General features: G+C 72.7%; 18 protein-coding genes and 1 pseudogene. 13 read left to right on the forward strand and 6 right to left on the reverse strand.

From position 1 onward, the window contains the following. Positions 1-141 (reverse strand): annotated as a pseudogene (locus IO20_RS39920) (mandelate racemase/muconate lactonizing enzyme family protein); the annotation flags it as partial. Between the two features lie 246 nt (positions 142-387). Between IO20_RS39920 and IO20_RS0127055 the strand changes: the two are divergent. Beyond that, a complete protein-coding gene (locus IO20_RS0127055; protein WP_030552806.1) occupies positions 388-1158 on the forward strand; it encodes an IclR family transcriptional regulator in 771 nt (256 codons plus the stop codon). Between the two features lie 36 nt (positions 1159-1194). Here IO20_RS0127055 and IO20_RS0127060 read toward each other — a convergent pair whose 3' ends face one another. Further along, positions 1195-2472, reverse strand: coding sequence for an ROK family protein (locus IO20_RS0127060; protein ID WP_031127719.1), 1278 nt, complete (start codon positions 2470-2472; stop codon positions 1195-1197). A 141-nt stretch (positions 2473-2613) separates the two neighbouring features. Between IO20_RS0127060 and IO20_RS0127065 the strand changes: the two genes are divergently transcribed. The 5 genes from IO20_RS0127065 (at position 2614) to dgoD (ending at position 7258) form a co-directional block, all read left to right on the forward strand. Further along, on the forward strand, positions 2614-3519 hold the full coding sequence (locus IO20_RS0127065; protein ID WP_030552802.1) for an SMP-30/gluconolactonase/LRE family protein: 906 nt from the start codon (positions 2614-2616) through the stop codon (positions 3517-3519). 93 nt (positions 3520-3612) lie between these two features. Next, positions 3613-4329 carry a bifunctional 4-hydroxy-2-oxoglutarate aldolase/2-dehydro-3-deoxy-phosphogluconate aldolase gene (locus IO20_RS0127070; RefSeq protein WP_051874603.1) on the forward strand — a complete coding sequence of 239 codons (717 nt, stop codon included), beginning with the start codon at positions 3613-3615 and terminating at the stop codon, positions 4327-4329. Then, positions 4326-5294, forward strand: coding sequence for a sugar kinase (locus IO20_RS0127075; protein WP_030552798.1), 969 nt, complete (start codon positions 4326-4328; stop codon positions 5292-5294). Before IO20_RS0127070 ends, IO20_RS0127075 begins: the two co-directional genes overlap by 4 nt. A gap of 69 nt (positions 5295-5363) precedes the next feature. Continuing rightward, positions 5364-6116: an SDR family NAD(P)-dependent oxidoreductase gene (locus IO20_RS0127080; protein WP_030552797.1), complete on the forward strand. Its 753-nt coding sequence runs from the start codon at positions 5364-5366 to the stop codon at positions 6114-6116. Beyond that, entirely contained in the window at positions 6113-7258 is a 1146-nt protein-coding gene (gene dgoD, locus IO20_RS0127085) for a galactonate dehydratase (protein WP_030552795.1), read from the forward strand. The genes IO20_RS0127080 and dgoD overlap by 4 nt, the downstream gene beginning before the upstream one ends. A 60-nt stretch (positions 7259-7318) precedes the next feature. On the opposite strand, the gene IO20_RS0127090 is transcribed toward dgoD, so the two are convergent. Together IO20_RS0127090 and IO20_RS0127095 are read right to left on the reverse strand one after the other, a co-directional pair. Beyond that, entirely contained in the window at positions 7319-8926 is a 1608-nt protein-coding gene (locus IO20_RS0127090) for a glycoside hydrolase family 53 protein (protein WP_078946100.1), read from the reverse strand. Positions 8927-9060: 134 nt separating this feature from the next. Continuing rightward, on the reverse strand, positions 9061-11082 hold the full coding sequence (locus IO20_RS0127095) for a beta-galactosidase (protein WP_030552791.1): 2022 nt from the start codon (positions 11080-11082) through the stop codon (positions 9061-9063). A gap of 206 nt (positions 11083-11288) precedes the next feature. On the opposite strand from IO20_RS0127095, the gene IO20_RS0127100 reads away from it, so the two are divergent. The 6 genes from IO20_RS0127100 (at position 11289) to IO20_RS0127125 (ending at position 17201) form a co-directional block, all read left to right on the forward strand. Further along, positions 11289-12602: an ABC transporter substrate-binding protein gene (locus IO20_RS0127100; protein WP_030552789.1), complete on the forward strand. Its 1314-nt coding sequence runs from the start codon at positions 11289-11291 to the stop codon at positions 12600-12602. Further along, a complete protein-coding gene (locus IO20_RS0127105; RefSeq protein ID WP_030552787.1) occupies positions 12599-13531 on the forward strand; it encodes a carbohydrate ABC transporter permease in 933 nt (310 codons plus the stop codon). Before IO20_RS0127100 ends, IO20_RS0127105 begins: the two co-directional genes overlap by 4 nt. Further along, a complete protein-coding gene (locus IO20_RS0127110; protein ID WP_030552785.1) occupies positions 13528-14442 on the forward strand; it encodes a carbohydrate ABC transporter permease in 915 nt (304 codons plus the stop codon). Before IO20_RS0127105 ends, IO20_RS0127110 begins: the two co-directional genes overlap by 4 nt. Before the next feature lie 29 nt (positions 14443-14471). Beyond that, positions 14472-15497, forward strand: a complete 1026-nt coding sequence (locus IO20_RS0127115; protein WP_030552784.1) for a LacI family DNA-binding transcriptional regulator — start codon at positions 14472-14474, stop codon at positions 15495-15497. 216 nt (positions 15498-15713) lie between these two features. Continuing rightward, positions 15714-16034, forward strand: a complete 321-nt coding sequence (locus IO20_RS0127120; RefSeq protein ID WP_030552782.1) for an L-rhamnose mutarotase — start codon at positions 15714-15716, stop codon at positions 16032-16034. 102 nt (positions 16035-16136) lie between these two features. Then, the gene (locus tag IO20_RS0127125) at positions 16137-17201 is read left to right on the forward strand and encodes a LacI family DNA-binding transcriptional regulator (RefSeq protein WP_051874602.1); all 1065 of its coding nucleotides are present in this window, start codon (positions 16137-16139) and stop codon (positions 17199-17201) included. A 43-nt stretch (positions 17202-17244) separates the two neighbouring features. Here the strand turns inward: IO20_RS0127125 and xylA are convergent, their stop codons facing one another. After that, complete coding sequence (gene xylA, locus IO20_RS0127130; protein ID WP_030552778.1) at positions 17245-18414, reverse strand: xylose isomerase; 1170 nt, start codon at positions 18412-18414, stop codon at positions 17245-17247. Between the two features lie 163 nt (positions 18415-18577). On the opposite strand from xylA, the gene xylB reads away from it, so the two are divergent. Next, on the forward strand, positions 18578-20071 hold the full coding sequence (gene xylB / locus IO20_RS0127135; protein ID WP_030552776.1) for a xylulokinase: 1494 nt from the start codon (positions 18578-18580) through the stop codon (positions 20069-20071). Positions 20072-20077: 6 nt separating this feature from the next. On the opposite strand, the gene IO20_RS0127140 is transcribed toward xylB, so the two are convergent. Next, positions 20078-20674, reverse strand: a complete 597-nt coding sequence (locus tag IO20_RS0127140) for a DUF1349 domain-containing protein (RefSeq protein ID WP_245685061.1) — start codon at positions 20672-20674, stop codon at positions 20078-20080. Between the last annotated feature and the right edge of the window lie 67 nt (positions 20675-20741).

Raw genomic sequence — 20741 nt, forward strand, 5'->3', positions numbered from 1 at the left:
ATAGCCCACCAACGCGTCGGTGTGCCCGAGCATCCGCGTCTCACCGACACCGGTCAGACCCTCGTCGGTATGGACCAGGACATAGGTCAGGTTGCGCCACGGCGTCCCGACGACGTGCGTGCTGATTCCCGTGATGCGCACGGTGGTTGCTCCCGGGGCTCGGAGGGGATGTTCGATATGCCGAATGGCGTTCGGTGGATCGGCGAGACCGTAGGCAGCGGTCCGCCGGGGTGTCAATGGGAGCGCGTCCAGTCGACCCGGCCCCGGCGCTGCCGTCGCTCCGCTCCTGTCGAAGCCGTTGCCCGTCCCGGGGTGCGCCGCTAGTCTCTGTTCGCGATTTCGATCGCGGTACGGGATTTCGAACAGGCGGAAGCGAGGTGGGGACCCATGGGACGACTCGTTCCTGCGGTGACCAGGGCATTCGACATACTGGAGCTCTTCCTTGAGGGCGACGGGACGCTGTCCTCGCCCGAGATCACCCGCAGGCTCCAGCTGCCCCGCACGACCACGCACGAACTGGTCAGCACACTGACCGCCCGCAACTACCTCGTACCGGCCCCGGACCAGCCAGGCCGCTACCGGCTCGGCGTCCGCGCCTACCAGCTCGGCAGCCGGTACGCCGAGCAGCTCGACCTCGCGGCCGAGGGCCACCAGGTCGCCCGCGAACTGGTCGACACCTGCGGCGAGACGGTCCACGTGGCCGTCCTCGAGGACGCGGACGTCATCTACATCGCCAAGGTCGACTCCACCCGCGCCGTACGGATGGTCTCCGCGACCGGGCGCCGACTGCCCGCCCACTGCACCGCCGTCGGCAAGATGCTGCTCGCCGCCCTCCCGGAGTACGAACTCGACGAACGGCTCGAAGGCCGCGAGCTCACCGCCATGACACCCGGCAGCCTCTCCGACCCGGACGCCCTGCGCGCCGCGCTCGCGGAGATCAGGATCCTCGGGGTCGCCGTGGAGCAGCAGGAGTCCAACCCCGACGTCAGCTGTGTCGCCGCGCCCGTCCGCGACCGCTCCGGCCGGGTGGTCGCCGCCCTCTCCGTCTCGGTGCCGGCGCACCGCTGGACGGAGGACCGGGAGAACGAACTCACCGCCCTCGCCGTGAAGGGCGCGAACCAGCTGTCGGTACGCCTCGGCCACCGGTTCGTACGCTGAGCCGGGGCCGCCGATGAGGGGCCGGGTCGCCAAGGGTCAGGACCCCGCGTCGGTGGACCCGACCCGTCCGGCGTCCCTCCGCTCGCGCGGCCGGCGCATCCGGCTGACCGGGCCGAAGACCTCCCGGTCGTCGAGGAAGCCCTCCAGGGCGAAGGCGGCCGCGCCCCGGGTGACCGCGTTGTGCGGCACCGCGCTGCGCCGCAGGGTCGCGGCCCGGTGCGGCAGCGGCAGCGCGTGCCGGGTGACCGCCTCGTAGGTGGCGGTCAGCAGGCGCTCGCCGAGCAGGTCCGCGACCTGGTTGCCGAGGACGAGGACCTGGGGGTTGAGCAGATTGACCAGGTTCGCCACCGCCGCGCCCAGATAGCGCCCCGTCCGGTCGACGGCCTCGGCGGCCACCGGATCCCCGGCCGCCTCGGCGCGGGCGAGCGCGGCGACCGTGACCGCGTCGTCGGGGTCCGTCGCCCGTTCGTCGCCGGGTGCCAGCTCGCGCCAGGTCACGGCGATGCCCCGGGTGCTGACGTACGCCTCCACGCAGCCCCGGTTGCCGCAGGTGCAGAGCCGGCCGTCGATCGCGAGACAGGTGTGGCCCCATTCGCCCGCGCTGTTGGTGAACCCCCGGTAGAGCTGCCCGTCGACGGCGATCCCGGCGCCGACGCCGGCCCGCAGGGTGAGGACCACCAGGTCGTCCACCTCCCGCCCGGCGCCGAACCACAGCTCGGCGACCGTGCTGGCCCGCAGCGGGTTGTCGAGCCAGAGGGGCAGCCCGAGGCGCTCGGCCAGCAGGGCGCGCAGCGGCACCTCGTGCCAGGACCAGTACGGGGAGAAGGAGGAGACCCCGCCCTCGCGCTCCACCATGCCCGGCACGCTGACGCCCACCCCGAGCACGCGCGCGCGGGACACGCCGGAGCCGCGCAGCAGTTCCTCGACGCAGCCGACGAGCCGCTCGACCACGTCGGCGGGCCGGACGTCGCCCGGGGGCAGCGGGCGCTCGACGGAGTGCCGGACGTCGAGGGCCAGATCGAAGAGCTCGGCGTGGACGGAGGTCTCGGCGATGTCGACGCCGATGAGCGCGCCGCGTTCGGCGTTGACCGCGAGCCGCGCGCGGGGCCGGCCGCCGCTGGAGTCCTCGTGGCCCGCCTCGACGAGGACGCCCGCCTCCAGCAGCTCCGCGGTCAGATTGGCGACGGTGGCGAAGGAGAGTCCGGTCGCCGCCGCGAGGTCCTGCCGGCTCATGGCGCCGGAGCCCGAGTAGAAGCGGCGCAGGACCTCGAAGCGGTTGAGGCGGCGAATGTCCTGCGACGTCCGCTTGATCATGACTGCTGTCCTCCGCGCTCGTACGGCCCCGTTCGCGGAATCTTATTCAAAGGGTTGGAAGAAGCGGGCGGCGGGATATTTACAACCGTTAGACGAACCCGTAATTTTTCTTCGACCCACTCGCACGACAGAGGAGGCCGGATGCAGCACCTCAGGGCCGAACCCTGCTCCCCTCAGCCCGGACGCCTGACGGAAGGACCCGTCTGGGACCCCCGGCGCCAGGAACTGCTCTGGGTGGACATACCCGAGGGGCTCGTCCACCGTGCCGCGCTCGCCCACGAGCGGGCCCGCCCCGACCTGACGCCCCTGGCCACCCTCCGGTTCGACCGCCCCGTCGGCGCCGTCCTGCCCTGCGCCTCCGGAGCCCTCCTCGCCGCGGCGGGCACCTCGTTCCTCCGCCTGGAGGAGGACCGGCCGGTCGCCGAGGCCGTCGAGGTCGCCGCGCCCGCGCTCCCCGACGACGGCCGGCCGCGCCGTATGAACGACGCCGCCGTCGACCCCGCGGGCCGGCTGCTCGCCGGGACCATGGCGTACGACGAGAGCCCCGGCGCGGGCGCGCTCTACCGCCTCGACGCGGCGGGCCTCGTCACGCTCCTCGGCTCCGTCACCATCTCCAACGGCCTCGGCTGGAGCCCCGACGGCACCCGCCTCTACTACGCCGACAGCCCCACCGGCCGGGTCGACGTCTTCGCCTACGACCCGCTGACGGGCGCTCTGAGCGACCGCCGCCCCTTCGCCGTCCTGGACAGGGGCGTCGCCGACGGCCTCACCGTCGACAGCGAGGGGCGCGTCTGGGTGGCCGTGTGGGGAGGCGGCGAAGTCCTCGCGTTCACCCCCGAAGGCGCCCTCCACGCGCGCGTGGAGGTGCCCGCCTCGCACGTGACGAGCTGCGCCTTCGCCGGACCGGACCTCGACGTCCTCGTCATCACCACCGCGAGCGAGGGCCTCGACGAGCAGCGCCGCGCGGCCGAGCCCCACGCGGGACGGCTCTTCGTCTGCCGCCCCGGCGCCACCGGTCTGCCCCAGCCCCCGTACGCCGACCGCTGAGCCGTACCGCCGCGCCCTCCCCCCACCCACACCGCGCCCTCCCCGTACCAAGGCCGCGCCCTCCCCGTACCGAGGAAGAAGCAGCAACACGCCATGACCGCCCCGCACCCGACAGCCGCCGCGCCCGACGGACTCCGGGCCGCGCTCGCCGCCGCCCCCGTCATCGCGATCCTCCGCGCCACCTCCGCCACCCGGCTCGCCGAGGTCACCGACACCCTCCTCGCGTCCGGCGTCCGCGCCGCCGAGTTCACCCTCACCACCCCCGGGGTGCTCGACGCGCTCCGCGAGTACGCCGCCGACGCCCCGCCCGGACTCGCCCTCGGCGCCGGCACCGTGACCACGCCCGCCGAGGCACAGGCGGCCGTCGAGGCGGGCGCCACCTACCTCATCACCCCGACCACCTCCGTCGAGGTCATCAAGGAGGCCGTACGCCTGGGCGTCCCGGTGCTCCCCGGCGCGTACACCCCCACCGAGATCCTCACCGCCTGGCGGGCGGGCGCCACCATGGTGAAGCTGTTCCCCGCCGCCACCGGCGGACCGGAGTACCTCCGCGCCGTCCGCGCCCCGCTGCCCGACGTGCCGCTCGTGCCGACCGGCGGCATCGGCGCCGCGGACGCCCCCGCCTACCTCGCCGCCGGAGCCACCGCGCTCGGCATCGGCAGCCCCCTCGTCGGCGACGCCTGCGAGGGCGGCTCCCTCGCGGCCCTCGCCGACCGCGCGGCCGCCTTCCTCGAAGGGATACGCCAGGACGGGATACGCCGCAACGGAACACGCCAGGACGGGATACGCCGAGACGGAGCGGGTCGATGAAGCGCGGGAGCCCGGCGGCCCTCGTCACGCTCGGCGAGGCCATGGCGGTGGCCGCCGCGACCGAGCCCGGTCCGCTCGCCACCGGCACCCCCCTCCGCCTCGGCTGGGCCGGCGCCGAGGCGACCGTCGCCATCGGCGTCAGCCGCCTCGGCCATACGGCCGCCTGGACCGGCCGCGTCGGCGACGACGCCGCCGGAGCCATGATCCTCGCGGGGCTCCGCGCCGAGGGCGTCGACGTGTCCGCCGCCCGTACCGACCCGGCCGCGCCCACCGGCCTGACGCTCCGTGAGCGCCGCACCGCCGACCGGCTCCGCGTCAGCTACTACCGCGCCGGGCTCGCGGGCTCCCGGCTCGCCCCCGAGGACCTCGACGAAGAGCGGATCACCGGCGCGCGGATCCTCCATGTCACCGGCATCACCCCGGCGTTGAGCGCCACCGCGCGTGCCGCCGTCGAGCACGCCGTCTCGCTCGCCCGCGCCGCCGGGGTCACCGTCTCCTTCGACGTCAACCACCGCGAACGCCTCTGGAGCCGCGCCGAGGCCGCCGAGGTGCTCGCCCGCCTCCTCCCGTACACCGACATCGTCTTCGCGGGACCCGAGGAGGCCGCCCTCTTCGTGCCCGACGTGCCCGAGGACGAACCCGGCCGGATGGCCCGCGCCCTCACCCGGCTCGGCCCCGCGCAGGCCGTGCTCAAACTCGGCGGGCGGGGTGCCCTCGTGGCCACCGCCGACGACGCCCTGCACGTCCGGCCCGCCGTCCCCGTCACCGCCGTCGACCCCGTCGGCGCGGGCGACGCCTTCGTCTCCGGCTACCTCGCCGCCCTCCTCGACGGCTCGCCCGTGGAGGAGCGCCTGCGCCTCGCCGCGCTCAGCGGGGCCTTCGCGGTCTCGGTCCCCGGCGACTGGGAAGGCCTCCCGCGCCGCGCCGAACTCGGCCTGCTCACGGCCCAGGACATCACCCGCTGACGCGCGGCCCCCTCCGTCTCCGAACGAAAGACCCCAGTCCGCACCCCGGAAACACCAGGAACCCACACCATGAACCGCTTCTCCGGACAGACCGCCGTCGTCACCGGTGCGGCCTCCGGCATCGGCGCCGCGAGCGCCGCCCGGCTCGCCGCCGAGGGCGCGTCGGTCCTCGTCTCCGACATCGCCGACGAGGCGGGCGAGGCCGTAGCCGCCGCGATCCGCGCCGACGGGGGCCGCGCCGCCTACGTACGCTGTGACGTCTCCTCCGAGGAGGACTGGACAGCCCTGCGCGCCGAGGCCCACGCACGCTTCGGCCCCGTGAGCATCCTCCACAGCAACGCCTTCACCCACACCGCCGCCGCCGCCCACGAACTTCCCGTCGCCGTCTGGGACCGGGAGATGGCCGTCAACCTGCGGGCCCTCTACCTCGCCACCCGCACCTTCCTCGACGACCTGCGCGCCGAGCGCGGCACCCTCGTCGCCACCTCCAGCGTCCACGCCGACTTCGGCCTGCCCGGCTACCCCGCCTACGCCGCCGCGAAGGGCGGCATGTGCGCCCTCGTCCGCCAGTTCGCCGTCGAATACGGGCCCGAGGTGCGCTTCAACTCCGTCCTGCCCGGGCCGATCCTCACCGACGTCTGGAACGACGTCGACGAGGAGGGACGCCGGCTCTCCGCCGACGCCACCGCGCTCGCCCGGCTCGGCCGTCCCGAGGAGGTCGCCTCCGCCGTCGCCTTCCTCGCCTCAGCCGACGCCACCTACATCACCGGAACCAACCTGGTCGTCGACGGCGGCTGGACCGTGAAGAAGGACTCGAAGTGAAGATCACCTCCCTGCGTACCTACCTCGTCGCCCCGCGCTGGTGCTTCCTGCGCGTCGACACCGACGAGGGCGTCACCGGATGGGGCGAGCCCGTCGTCGAGGGCCGCGCGCACACCGTCGCCGCCGCCGTCGAGGAGCTCTCCGACTACCTGGTCGGCCAGGACCCCATGAAGATCGAGGACCACTGGCAGGTCCTCACCAAGGGCGGCTTCTACCGGGGCGGCCCGGTCCTCTCCAGCGCCGTCGCCGGCATCGACCAGGCGCTGTGGGACATCACGGGCAAGGCCCTCGGCGTCCCCGTGTGGCAGCTCCTCGGCGGCAACGTCCGCGACCGCGCCCGCGTCTACAGCTGGATCGGCGGCGACCGCCCCGACGAGGTCGCCTCCGAGGCCCTGGCCCGCAAGGACGAGGGCTTCACCGCGATCAAGATGAACGCCTCGGCGCAGCTGCGGCTCATCGACACCCCCGCCGCCACCCAGGCCATCGTGGACCGGGTCGCCTCGATCCGGGAGGCCGTCGGCGACGAGTTCGACATCGCCGTCGACTTCCACGGCCGACTCACCGCCCCGATGGCCCGCCGGGTCCTGCCGCTCCTGGAGCCGTACCTGCCCTTCTTCGTGGAGGAGCCGGTCGTCCCGGAGATGAGCGACCACATCGGCGACATCGTCCGCTCCACGTCCATCCCCATCGCGACCGGCGAACGCCTCTACTCCCGCTGGGACTTCAAGAAGGTCCTCGCCCAGGGCATCGCCGTCGCCCAGCCGGACCTCTCGCACGCCGGCGGCATCTCGGAGGTGCGCAGGATCGCCGCCATGGCGGAGGCGTACGACGTGTCGCTCGCCCCGCACTGCCCGCTGGGACCGATCGCGCTCGCCTCCTGCCTCCAGGTCGGCTTCGCGGCGCCGAACCTGCTGATCCAGGAACAGAGTCTCGGCATCCACTACAACACCGGCTCCGACCTGCTCGACTATCTGGTCGACCCCTCGGTCTTCCGGTACGAGGACGGGAACGTGGGCCTGCCGACCGGGCCCGGCCTCGGCATCGAGGTCGACGCGAAGGCCGTCGAGCGGGCGGCCGAGGTGGGGCACCGCTGGCGCAACCCGGCCTGGCGGCGGGACGACGGCTCGCTCGCCGAGTGGTAGTCACGACATGAGGAAGGGCGGGCCCGCGAACGGGTCCGCCCCTTCCTCATGTGCGCCGCGTCAGCGGTGGGCGAGCCAGTTCGCCGCCGGGAGCAGCCTGTTGTCGTAGTCGAACAGGGCCTGGTTCTCCCAGGCGTTGCCCGACGAGGGGTCCGTCGGGTCCCAGCCGTTGCCCGTGACGGCGGTCCAGGCCGGCTCCCAGTAGACGACGCCGAGCCCGCGGCCGTTCGGCACGGCCTCGACGACGTTCATGATGTCCCGCAGCCAGGCCGACTGGCCGGCGCTGCTCGCCGGGTAGCCGGGGATGAGCTCGGACGACAGGTCGATGATGTTCTCGTGCGAGTCCTTGCTGTCGAGCCGGAACGGGTACGCGGTCTCGACGACCATGACCTTCTTGCCGTAACGGGCCGAGATGTCGTCCAGGTTGGTCTGGAGCGCGGACAGCGCGCCGTGCCAGTAGCCGTAGAAGGAGAGGGCGATGACGTCGTAACTCACGCCCTGCGCCGTCGCGTTGTCGAACCAGGTCCGGTAGAGGGCGTTGTCGCCGCCGTGGGCGAGGTGCAGCGCGATCTGCGTGGTCGACGAGACCGCCTTGGCCGCCGAGATGCCGGACTTGAGCAGCCCGCCGAGCTGGGACCAGTTGGACGTGGAGCCCTCGGGCCACAGCATGCCGGTGTTGATCTCGTTGCCGATCTGCACCATGTCGGCCGTGGTGCCCTGCGCCTTCAGGGCGTTCAGGACGTCGTACGTGTGGTTGTAGACGTCCGTGGTCAGCTGGGAGTACGAGTGCCCCGCCCACGCGGCGGGCTTGCTCTGGGCGCCCGGGTCGGCCCAGACGTCCGAGTAGTGGAAGTCGACGAGCAGCTTCATGCCCTGGGCCTTGATGCGCTGGGCGGTGGCGAGGACGCGCGCCTTGTCGTTGTAGCCGTCGGCGGGGTTCACCCACACCTTGAGGCGGCCGTAGGTGGCGCCCGCGTTCTTCAGGATCGTGACCGGGTCGCCGGTGACGCCCGCGGCGGTGCGGTAGGTGCCGCCGAGGTCCTCGTTCTTCTTGAGGCCCGAGAGGTCGACGCCCTTGACGGCGAGCCCGGTCGTGCCGGAGGTGAAGGTGAGGTCGTCGACGTTCAGCCAGTTCCCGGCTTTGGCGTCGGAGTTGACGCTGACGGTGCAGCCGCCGCCGGTCACCCTGACGGAGGCGACGAGCCGTATCCAGGCGCCGTTCGAGGTCACGGGCAGGTCGGTGCGCTGTTCGGCCGAGCCGCAGTTCCGCAGGGCCAGGTAGGCCGCGTTCTGCCCGCCGCCCGAGCGGACCCAGGCGCTCAGCGTGTACGTGCCGTCGGTGAGCCCGGAGAGGTACTGGTACGTCTCCACCTTGTACGCGGACGCCGACCAGTGGCTGAGCCGGTAGCCGCCGCTGTGGCCGCCGGCCTCGGTGAACGAGGCGGCGTTCTGTCCCGCCGCGGAGTACGTGGACCAGCCGGCCGGGGTGGCGGTCCCGGCGCCGCCGCTCTCGAACCCCGCGTTGGTGAGGGTGGCGGCGGCCTCGGCCTGCTGCGCGGCGGGCAGCGGGGCCAGGAGCAGGGCGCCGAGCGCGGCGGCGACGGCCGCGGCGCGCAGTCGTACGCGGCTTCTGAGGGTGGGGTGCGTGGTGGGGGTGCGGGGGTGCATCGTCGAGTCCCTTCGACGGTGGCGGACAGGTGAGTGGTGCGTTTCCTTACGGTGGGTGGTACGGCTCGCCCGGGGGCGGCGCAGCGGGTGCGGGCCGCCCCCGGGGAGTTCGAGGGCCCCGGAAGGGGGAGGCGTCAGGGAGTGAGGCGTACGACCCTGACGGCGCCGGCCGGGACGGTGAGCTTGCCGTCGGCGGGAGTGCCGCCGAGCAGCTCGGTGCCGGAGCCGTCGAGCGGCACCTCGGCGTCCTCGGCGGAGTGGTTGAGCGCGAAGAGGTAGAGGCCGTTCTCGCCGGCGCGGCGCACGACCTCCACGTCGTGCGGCAGCGCGGAGCGGGTGGCGACCCCGGCGTCCTCGCAGGCGGCGGCGACGATCGTGTCGAGCGAGGCCGCGTCGAGCCGGGTGGAGACGTACCAGGCGGTGCCCCGGCCGAGCCGGTGCCGGGTGACGGCGGGCCCGCCGGCGGCGGGCCCGTCCGCGTACGTCCACACCGTCTCGGCGCCGCGCGGCCGGACGAACTCCGTCCACACGTCACCGGTGAGGGAGGCGCCGCCGGGGCCGGCGATCGTGACGCGCTGGTCGTCGAGGAGCGGCGACCACTCGTCCACGGTGAGGCCGAGGACGTCGCGCAGGGCGCCGGGGTAGGCGCCGGGGTGGACGGCGTCGTGCTCGTCGACGATCCCGGAGAAGTACGAGACGACGAGCGTGCCGCCGTTCTCGACGTACTCGCGCAGGTTCCGTCCGGCGGCCTCGGTCATGAGGTAGAGGGCGGGGACGACGACCAGCGGATAGGCCGACAGGTCGGACTCGGGGTGGGCGAAGTCGACGGTGAGGTGCCGGTCGTAGAGCGTCTCGTAGAAGCTGTCGGCGCGCTCGCGGGCGTCGTGGGCCTCGTTCGGGCGCCATTCCAGGCCCTGGGCCCACCAGGAGTGCCAGTCCCAGAGCATGGCGACGTCCGGGACGGTCCGGGTGCCGCGGAGTTCGGTCAGGGCCTCCAGGTCGGCGCCGAGGGCGACGACCTCGCGCCAGATCCGGGTGTCGGTGCCGCCGTGCGGGACCATCGCGGAGTGGAACTTCTCGGCGCCGCGCCGGGACTGGCGCCACTGGAAGAACATGGCGCCCTCGGAACCGCGGGCGACGTGGGCGAGGGAGTTGCGGGCCATCTCGCCGGGGCGCTTGGCAGGGTTGCGGGCCTGCCAGTTCACCCCTGACGTGGAGTGCTCCAGGAGCAGCCAGGGGGCGCCGCCGGCGACGGAGCGGGTGAGGTCGGCGGCCATCGCCAGGTTGACGTGGGTGCGGCGGCCGTCGGTGATCAGGTAGTGGTCGTTGGTGACGAGGTCGACCTCGCGGCCCCAGGCCCAGTAGTCGATGGAGTCGCACTGGCTGAGCGCCGTCATGAAGTTGGTGGTGACGGGGATGCCGGGGGCGAGTCCGTGCAGGATGTCCCGTTCCATCCGGAAGTTCTCGAGGATGGTGGCGTCGGCGAAGCGGCGGTAGTCGAGCTGCTGGGCCGGGTTGCCGACGGTCGGGGTGACCCGGGGCGGGTCGATCTCCTCGTACGAGGAGTAGCGCTGGCCCCAGAAGGCGGTGCCCCAGGCCTCGTTCACGGCCTCGACCGAGCCGTACGTCCGGTCCAGCCAGCGGCGGAAGTGGGCGGCGCAGCCGTCGCAGTAGCAGGCGCTGACGGGCACGCCGTACTCGTTGTGGACGTGCCAGAGCGCGAGCGCCGGGTGGGTGCCGTAGCGGCGGGCCAGCTCGGTGGTGATGCCGGCGGCGGCCGCGCGGTAGGCGGAGGAGCTGTGACAGATCGCCCCGCGTGAGCCGTAGGAGTGGCGGACCCCCTCGGCGGTGACGGGCAGGGCCTCCGGGTGGGCGCGGTAGAACCAGGCGGGCGGCGCCACGGTCGGCGTGCCCAGGTCGACGCGGACGCCGTGCTCGTGGAGCAGGTCGAGGAGCCGGTCGAGCCAGCCGAAGTCGTACCGGCCGGGCTCCGGTTCGAGGAGGGCCCAGGAGAAGATCCCGACGCTCACCATGGTGACGCCCGCCTCCTGCATGAGCCGGACGTCCTCCTGCCAGACGCTTTCCGGCCACTGTTCGGGGTTGTAGTCCCCGCCGAACGCGAGCCGGTGCAGGCCCTTGGGAGTGGTCTGCGACATGAGTGTCTCCTGAAACGTCGGGCGATGAAAGCTTTGTTCGGTTGGGAACGTGCACACACTCGATCTCGATGTGGCAACGCAACATAACCGCACAGGAACAACCATTGACAAGTGTCCGGAACGTTTCTCTACTGTGAACGCTCACAGATGCATGGCCGGCCTCTCCGTCCGAGGGAGAGGCCCCTTTCGGTCAGGGAGAAGTACCCATGCCCCACATCACGCGCCGCAGCCTCGCCGCCGCCACCGCCGTCCTCCTGGGCGCCACCGCGCTCACCGCCTGTGGCTCCTCCGACTCCGGCGACGAGGGCGGCGCCGCCTCCGGCCCGGTCTCGCTCACCTACTGGGCCTGGGCGCCCGGCATGGACAAGGTCGCGGCCCTCTGGAACGCCGAACACCCCGACATCCAGGTCACGGTGCAGAAGCAGGCCTCCGGAGACGACCTCGTCACCAAGATCATCACCGCCACGAAGGCACACAAGGGCCCCGACCTGGTGCAGGCCGAGTACCAGGCGCTGCCGACCCTGGTCTCCAACGACGCCCTCGCGGACATCGCCCCCGAGGTCCAGGGCGCCAAGGACAAGTTCGCCCCGGGCATCTGGCAGCAGACCACCTTCGGCGGCGAGGCCGTCTACGCCCTGCCGCAGGACTCCGGCCCGCTGATGTTCTTCTACCGCGAGGACCTCTTCAAGCAGTACGGCCTGACCGTCCCCACCACCTGGGACGAGTTCGCCGAGACCGCCCGCGCCCTCAAGAAGAAGGCACCGAAGAAGGCCCTGACCACCTTCTCCGCCAACGACGCCGGCCTCTTCGCCGGCCTCTCCCAGCAGGCCGGCGCCAAGTGGTGGACCTTCGAGGGCGACACCTGGAAGGTCGGCATCGAGGACGCCGCCACCAAGAAGGTCACCGACTTCTGGGGCGGCCTGGTCGCCGAGGGCGCCGTCGACAACCAGCCGATGTACACGCCCGCCTGGAACAAGGCCCTCAACACCGGCGAACAGCTCGCCTGGGTCAGCGCCGTGTGGGCCCCCGGCACCCTGACCACCGCCGCCCCCGACACCAAGGGCAAGTGGGCCATGGCCCCGCTCCCGCAGTGGAACAAGGGCGAGACCGCCACCGGCAGCTGGGGCGGCTCCTCCACCGCCGTCACCACCGACTCCAAGCACAAGGCGGCCGCCGCGAAGTTCGCCACCTGGCTGAACACCGACCCCAAGGCCCTGGAGGCCCTGGTGAAGGAGAGCGGCATCTACCCGGCCGCCACCGCGGCACAGACCAGCGGCGCCCTCGCGCAGGCCCCCGCGTTCTTCCCGAACCAGGCCGACTTCTACACCCGCGCCGCCGAGATAGCGAAGACCACCGCACCGGCCGCCTGGGGTCCGAACGTGAACGTCGCCTACACGTCCTTCAAGGACGAGTTCGGCAAGGCCGCCAAGGCCAAGTCCGGCTTCGACGCCGCCCTCGCCAAGGTCCAGACGACCACGGTCGCCGACCTGTCGAAGCAGGGCTTCGAGGTCGCCAAGTGACACAGCCCCCCAAGGGCGCACGCAGGTCGTACGGGGTCAAGGCGGCCCCGTACGGCTTCCTCCTCCCCGCCGGCGTCCTCTTCGTCCTCTTCTTCGCCCTGCCCATCGGCTACGCCCTCTGGCTCAGCTTCCACAAGGTCCAGATCAAGGGACTCGGCCTCGGTAAGGGCGCCAAGACCGAGGTGTGGGCCGGCCTGGAGAACTACACCTCCGCCCTCACCGACTCCGAACTCCTCGGCAGCGCCCTGCGCGTCCTCGGCTACGGCGCGATCGTCGTCCCCGTGATGCTCGGCCTGGCCCTGTTCTTCGCGCTCCTGCTCGACTCCGAGCGTGTCAGGGCCCGCTCCTTCGCGCGGCTCGCGATCTTCCTGCCGTACGCCGTGCCCGGCGTCATCGCGGCCGTCCTCTGGGGCTTCCTCTACCTCCCGGACGTCAGCCCGTTCCTCTTCCTCCTGGACAAGTTCGGACTGCCGCAGCCCGACCTCATGGACGGCGGACCGCTCTACCTCGCGATGTCCAACATCGCCGTCTGGGGCGGCACCGGCTTCAACATGATCGTCATCTACACCGCGCTGCGCTCCCTGCCCGCCGAGGTGTACGAGGCCGCCAAGCTCGACGGCTGCTCCGAGCTCCAGATCGCGCTCCGCATCAAGATCCCGATGGTGGTCCCCTCGCTGGTGCTCACCTTCTTCTTCTCGATCATCGCCACCCTCCAGGTCTTCAACGAGCCCATGACGCTCAAGCCGCTCACCAACGGCATCCCCAGCACCTGGAGCCCCCTCATGAAGGTCTACAGCGACGCGTTCACCGGGGGGAACATCTACGCCGCGTCGGCCACCGCCGTCGTGCTCGCCCTCGCCACCTTCGCGCTCTCCTTCGCCCTCCTCAGGATCTCCAACCGCCGCACCACACAAGGAGCAACCCGATGACCGGGCTCGCCTCCCCGGCCGTCCGCAAGGGCGCCCCGGCCGCCGGCACCACCCCCGGCGTCCCGCAGGGCCCTCCCGCCCCGCGCCGCACCGCCCTGCTGCCCACGGCAGCCCTCGTCCTGGGCGCGCTGTACTGCCTGCTGCCGGTCGCCTGGGTCCTGGTCGCCGCCACCAAGCCGGCCTCCGACCTCTTCTCCACCTTCACCTTCCTCCCCGGCGACGGCCTCGGCGACAACGTCTCCGACCTCACCGCCTACCGGGAGGGCATCTACTGGCGCTGGATGGGCAACTCGGTCCTCTACGCGGGGCTCGGCGCCGTCCTGTCCACCGTCGTCTCCGCGTTCGCCGGATACGCCCTCGCCGTCTACCGGTTCCGGGGCCGCGAGGCCTTCTTCAACATCATGCTGACCGGCGTCCTCATGCCCCCGGTCATCCTCGCCATCCCGCAGTACCTGCTCATGGCCGAGGCCGACCTGACGGACACGTACGCCTCCGTGCTGCTGCCGCTGGTCCTCTCCCCGTACGGCGTCTACCTCGGCCGCATCTACGCCGAGGCCGCCATCCCGATGGAGCTCGTCGAGGCGGGCCGCGTGGACGGCGCGGGGGAGTGGCGGATCTTCCTCCGCATCGCCGTCCCGATGATGTCCCCCGGCCTGGTGACGATCTTCCTCTTCCAGTTCGTCGCCATCTGGAACAATTTCCTGCTGCCGTTCATCATGCTCGGCGACGACGAGAAGTTCCCCATGACCGTCGGCCTGTTCACCCTGCTCAAGCAGGGCGCGAGCCAGCCCTCCCTCTACAACCTCGTGATCACCGGCGCGCTGCTCGCCATCGTCCCGCTCATCGCCCTGTTCCTGGTCATCCAGCGCTTCTGGAGCCTCGACCTGCTCTCCGGCGCCGTAAAGTCCTGAACACAGGGGATCGAGGGGAATCACACAGCATGAGCACAGCAGCGAGCAGGCGCCGCCCGGCGACCATCCACGACGTGGCCCGCGAGGCCGGGGTCTCGCGCGGCACCGTCTCCCGAGTCCTCAACGGCGGCCACTACGTCAGCCCGACGGCGAAGGCGGCCGTCGACGCCGCGATCCGAAGAACCGGATACGTGGTCAACCGGCACGCCCGCTCGCTGATCACCGGCAAGTCCGACTCGGTCGCCTTCCTCCTGACCGAACCCCAGGAGCGGTTCTTCGAGGACCCCAACTTCAACGTGCTGCTCCGCGCCTGCACCCAGGCGCTCGCGGCCCAGGACATCCCGCTCCTCCTGATGATCGCCGGCACCGAGGACGAACGCCGCCGCAACCTCCGCTACATCGAGGCCGGTCACGTCGACGGCGTCCTCCTCGTCTCCAGCCACTCCGGCGACCCCGTGGTGGCCCGGCTGCACGAGGCCGGCGTCCCCGTCGTCGCCTGCGGCAAGCCGCTCGGCCAGACCGCCAAGATCGGCTACGTCGCCGCCGACGACCGCGACGGAGCCCGCGACATGGTCCGCCATCTGTACGCCTCCGGACGGCGCCGGATCGCCACGGTCACCGGACCGCTCGACACCCCCGGCGGGGTGGAGCGCCTCGCCGGATACCGCGAGACGCTCGCCGAGTGCGGCCTGCCCGCCGACGAGACGCTGATCGCCCCGGGCGACTACAGCAGGGCCAGCGGCGAGGACGCGGCCCGCGCCCTCCTGGAGCGCGCCCCCGACATCGACGCCGTGTTCGTCGCCTCCGACCTGATGGCGCAGGGCGCCCTCGACGCGTTCGCCCGCGCGGGCCGCAGGGTCCCCGAGGACATCGCCGTCGGCGGATTCGACGACTCCCCGGCGGCCCTGTCCACCCGCCCCTCGCTGACCACCATCCGCCAGCCCTGGGACCGGATCAGCACCGAGATGGTGCGGACGCTGCTCGCCCGGATCGCGGGCGAGGAACCGGCGGCGGTCATCCTGCCGACGGAGCTGGTACGCCGCGAATCGGCGTGACCGCGAGGAAGCGGAGCGGCCGGACCCCGGTGGGTCCGGCCGCTCCTTCGTCGTTCCGGGAGGGCGTTTTCGGGTGCCGTCGTGAATCGATTCATTGCGTGGCGGAAGACCGCCGTTCTCCGAGGTGTCGTCAAGAGTCTTGACCCCAGCCCCGATCCCGTCCTAGCGTCCTGCTCAAGGAAATGAAACATTTCACTGAGGGGCGCCATGGCGAACATGCAGCGGGTCTGTTTCCTGCTGAAGGTCCGGGCCGGGCGCGTGGACGAGTACCGCGCGCGTCACGAGCACGTCTGGGCCGACATGCTCGCGGCGCTCTCCGCCGCCGGCTGGCACAACTACTCCCTGTTCCTCCGCGAGGACGGGCTCCTCGTCGGCTATCTGGAGACGCCGGACTTCGACCGTGCGCGCGCCGCGATGGAGGCCGCAGAGGTCAACGCCCGCTGGCAGGCCGAGATGGCGGAGTTCTTCGAGGAGCTCGACGGGCGGGCGCCCGACGCGGCCATGCGCCCGCTGACCGAGGTCTTCCACCTCGCGTGAGGTGAGGCGGGCGGACGCGTGGGGCCGCTTAGGATGAAACGAGGGGCGGGGACCCCACCCGGACAGGGTGGTGACAGGGGCAGGACGGACCAGGTGGGACGGATGACGGACACCGCGCGGACGGTCGGGAACGGCGGGAGCGGCGGGCCCGTGGGGAACGTCGGCATCAAGGACGTGGCACGGGAGGCGGGAGTCTCCGTCGGCACCGTCTCCAACGTGATCAACCAGCCCGACCGGGTCTCGCCCGCGACGCTGCAGCACGTACGGGGGGTCATCTCCCGCCTCGGCTACGTGCGCAGCGAATCCGCCCGTCAGCTGCGGGCGGGCCGCAGCCGGATCATGGCGCTGCTCGTCCTCGACATGGGCAACCCGTTCTTCGTCGACATCGCCCGGGGCGCCGAGCGCACCGCCAAGGCGGCCGGCCTGGGCGTCATGGTCTGCAACAGCGACCAGAGCGTCCGGGACGAGGCCGACTACCTCGGTCTCTTCGCCGAGCAGCGCGTCCGGGGTGTCCTGCTCACTCCCGCCGACCCCAGCGGCGCCAACCTGCGGGAGTTCCGCCGGCACGGCATCCCCTCGGTGCTCGTCGACCGGGTGGCGGGCGACGACGCCGGCTGCTCGGTCTCCGTCGACGACGTCGTCGGAGGATCCCTGGCGATCCGGCACCTCACCGCGACGGGGCACCGGTCCTTCGCGTACGTCAGCGGACCCTCGCACCTCCAGCAGGTCCGCGACCGGCGCGAGGGTGCCCTGCTCGCGCTCGCCGAGGCGGGGCTGCCCGCGTCGGCGCTCCGCGAACTCCCGGCGGACCGCCTCGACGTCGCCTCCGGGCGTGACGCCGGGTCCCGGCTGCTCGGCCTTCCCGACCGCCCGACCGCCGTCTTCTGCGCGAACGACCTGCTGGCCCTCGGCGTTCTCCAGGCGCTCTACGCGGCGGGAGTGCGGGTCCCGGAGGACATGGCCATCGTCGGCTACGACGACATCGAGTTCGCGGCGGCGGCGACCGTACCCCTGACCTCCGTACGGCAGCCGGCGCTGACGCTCGGGGCGAAGGCCGCCGAACTGCTCCTGGAGGAGACCGGCGAGCAGGCGGCCGACCACCGGCACGAGCACGTCGTGCTCCAGCCGGAACTGGTCGTCCGCCGCTCGACGCTCGCCGGGCACTGACCTCCGTGCGCGCAGCCCGCGTACGGGCCCTCCGTACGCGGGGTCAGCGCACGCCGAGCAGGTGTTCCAGGGCCAGCTGGTCCAGGTGCTCGAAGGCCATCGAGCGCGCGGCCGCCGCGTCCGGGTCGAAGGTCTCGTACGCCGTGGGGTCGGCGAGCAGACCCGCGAGGCCGTCGGCGGCCGTGGGGACGGCGAGTTCGGGCAGCCGGGAGGCGGCGAGGGCCGCGACGACGTCCGGATCGGCGCGGAAGGCGGCGGCGCGCTCCTTGAGGATCAGGTAGTTGCGCATGCAGTTCTTCGCGGACTCCCACACGCCGTCGAAGCCGTCCGTACGCACCGGCTTGAAGTCGAAGTGGCGCGGCCCCGCGTACCCGGCCGTCTCGAGGAGGTCCACCAGCCAGAACGCCTGGCGCAGATCGCCCGCCCCGAAGCGGAAGTCCTGGTCGTACTTGATGCCGGACTGGCCGTTCAGGTCGATGTGGAAGAGCTTGCCCGCCCACAGGGCCTGCGCGATGCCGTGCGGGAAGTTGAGGCCCGCCATCTGCTCGTGGCCCGTCTCCGGGTTCACGCCGACGAGTTCGGGGCGCTCCAGGCGCTCGATGAACGCCAGGGCGTGGCCGATGGTGGGCAGCAGGATGTCGCCGCGCGGCTCGTTCGGCTTGGGCTCGATCGCGAAGCGCAGGTCGTAGCCCTGCTCGGTGACGTACTGGCCGAGCAGGTCGAACGCCTCCTTCATCCGGTCGAGCGCCACCTGTACGTCCTTGGCGGCCCCGGACTCGGCGCCCTCGCGGCCGCCCCAGGCCACGTACACCGTGGCGCCGAGCTCGACGGCCAGGTCGATGTTGCGGAGCGTCTTGCGCAGGGCGAACCGGCGGACGTCCCGGTCGTTGGCGGTGAAGGCGCCGTCCTTGAAGACGGGGTGGCTGAAGAGGTTCGTAGTGGCCATCGGCACCGCGAGACCGGTGCGGTCGAGGGCCGCGCGGAAGCGCTTGACGATCGCGTCGCGCTCGGACTCCGGGGCGCCGAAGGGGATGAGGTCGTCGTCGTGGAACGTGACGCCGTACGCGCCGAGCCCGGCGAGGCGCTCGACCGACTCGACGGGGTCGAGGGCGGGGCGGGTGGCCTCGCCGAAGGGGTCGCGGCCCTGCCACCCGACGGTCCACAGGCCGAAGGTGAAGCGGTCCTCGGGGGTAGGCGACAAGCGGTCCGTCATGGTGTCTCCCTGGTACGGGCAGCCGTACGGGCAGCGGTACTGGCAGCCGGATTTGTTTTCTGAGATAACTAATACGGGACGGACGCCCCCGGGCGCCAGTCCCGGTCGCGAATCGACCCCATGTGAACCAGCCGACGACCCCGCACAGGAATGAGGTGAGGGCGTGCCCACCAGCCGCTCGATCGTGATCGGCGTGGACAGCTCCACGCAGTCCACCAAGGCCGCCGCCGTCGACGCGGACACCGGCGAACTCCTCGGCACCGGCCGCGCCCCGCACACCGTCACCGGAGCCGGCGGGGCCCGTGAGTCCGACCCCGAGGAGTGGTGGACCGCCCTCGTCACGGCGGTCCGCGCCGCCGTACGGGACGCCGGCGTCCCGTACGCCTCCGTCACCGGCATCGCGGTCGCCGGACAGCAGCACGGCCTCGTCACCCTCGGCGCCGACGGCCGCCCCCTGCGCCCCGCGCTGCTCTGGAACGACACCCGCTCCGCGCCCCAGGCGGCCGCCCTCGCCGCCCGCCTCGGCGGCCCCGCCTCCTGGACGGCCCGCACCGGATCCGTCCCCGTAGCCTCCATGACCGCCGCCAAATGGCAGTGGCTGCGGGAGAACGAACCGGAGCGGACCACGGCCGCCACAGGGGTCCGCCTCCCGCACGACTTCCTCACCGAGCGCCTCACCGGTCAGGCCGTGACCGACCCCGGCGACGCCTCGGGAACCTGCTGGTACGGCACCGCCACCGGCGCCTACGACCCCGACGTCCTGGACCTCGTCGGCCTGGACAAGGCCCTGCTGCCCACGGTCGCCCCGAGCGGCGCCACCCGCGTCGGCACCCTCACGGAGGCCGCCGCCGAGGCCCTCGGGCTGCCCCGTACCGTCGCCGTCGCCGCCGGAACCGGCGACAACATGGCCGCCGCCGTCGGCCTCGGCCTGGGCGGCGCGGGACTCCTCGACCACCCGGTCGTCAGCCTCGGCACCTCCGGCACCGTCTTCGCCGCGACCCTCGCCCGCCCCGCCGACCCGGGACTCGCGGGCTTCGCCGCGACCGACGGCACCCACCTCCCGCTCGGCTGCACCCTCAACTGCACCCTCGCCGTCGACCGGTTCGCCACCCTCCTCGGCCTCGACCGTGAGGACGTCATGCCGGGGGGCGAGGTGGTCGTCCTGCCGTACCTCGACGGCGAACGCACCCCCGACCTCCCGCACGCCGCGGGGCTCGTCACCGGCCTCCGGCACGGCACCGACCCCCGGGCGCTGCTCGGCGCCGCCTACGAGGGCGCGGCCTTCACCGTGCTGCACGCCCTCGACCGGCTGCTCGCCGCCTGCGGCCTCGACCCGGCCGATCCCGCCGTACGGGACCGGCCGCTGCGGCTCATCGGGGGCGGCGCGAAGGGCCGGGCCTGGACCGAGACCGTCCGCAGGCTCTCCGGCAGGCCCCTGGTCGTGCCCGCCGCCACCGAACTCGTCGCGCTCGGCGCCGCGGCGCTCGCGGCCGGTGCGGTGACGGGGGCCGACCCGGTGGCCCTGGCCACCGCCTGGGGCACGGGGAAGGGCGACGTCCTGTCTCCGGTCACCCGTGACGAGGCGGCCTGGGACCGGATCGCGGGAGTCCTCTCGGCCGCCACGCCGACCCTGCTGGGCGGTCCGGCACCGTCGTGAGGACGCTCAGCCGCCGTCGAAGAGGTCGGCCAGCCGCGTGGGCGCCAGGCGGAGGGTGTCGAAGTCGACCCGGCACCCCTCGCCGACGGGCGACTGCACCTCGATGCCGACCCGTGGGGCGTCGGCGCAGTCCAGGGCGAACTGCCGCACAAGCCGCCAGGTCGCGCCGTCCTCCGACACGTGGAAGGCGAACGCCCCCTCGATCCGGCTGACGCGCAGCCACAGCGCGTCCGCCGCGACGGGGCCCGCGAGCGCGTCGTCGGACCGTCCGCGGGTCACGACCGAGTAGACGCTCGGGGCCCCGTCGGGTGCCTGCTCGAAGTTGAGCTTGGCCCAGTGGTCGTCGTCTGCCCAGACGATGAGGGCGCCCGCGTCCCAGGCGGACCGGAAGCCGACGCGGAGTCGGGCCGAGAACTGCCAGTCGCCGTCCGGCGGAGTGGTCAGGGCCACGGCGGCGTCGCGTCGCCGGGCCCCGCCGACGGGGGCCGTGAAGATGTCCGTGTGCGGGGCGGCGGTGACGGTCAGGACGCCGTCGGAGAGGGACCACTCCGCCGGGGCGGTCACCCAGCGCAGCGCGAGAGGAAGCGCGATGTCGATGTTCACACCCGTCATGATCGCGAGCCGGCCGGGGGCCCGCCACGGGATCGCGCAAGGATCCACGGACCGGGAC

The organism is Streptomyces exfoliatus (assembly GCF_000725545.1).
Taxonomy (GTDB): Bacteria; Actinomycetota; Actinomycetes; order Streptomycetales; family Streptomycetaceae; genus Streptomyces; species Streptomyces exfoliatus.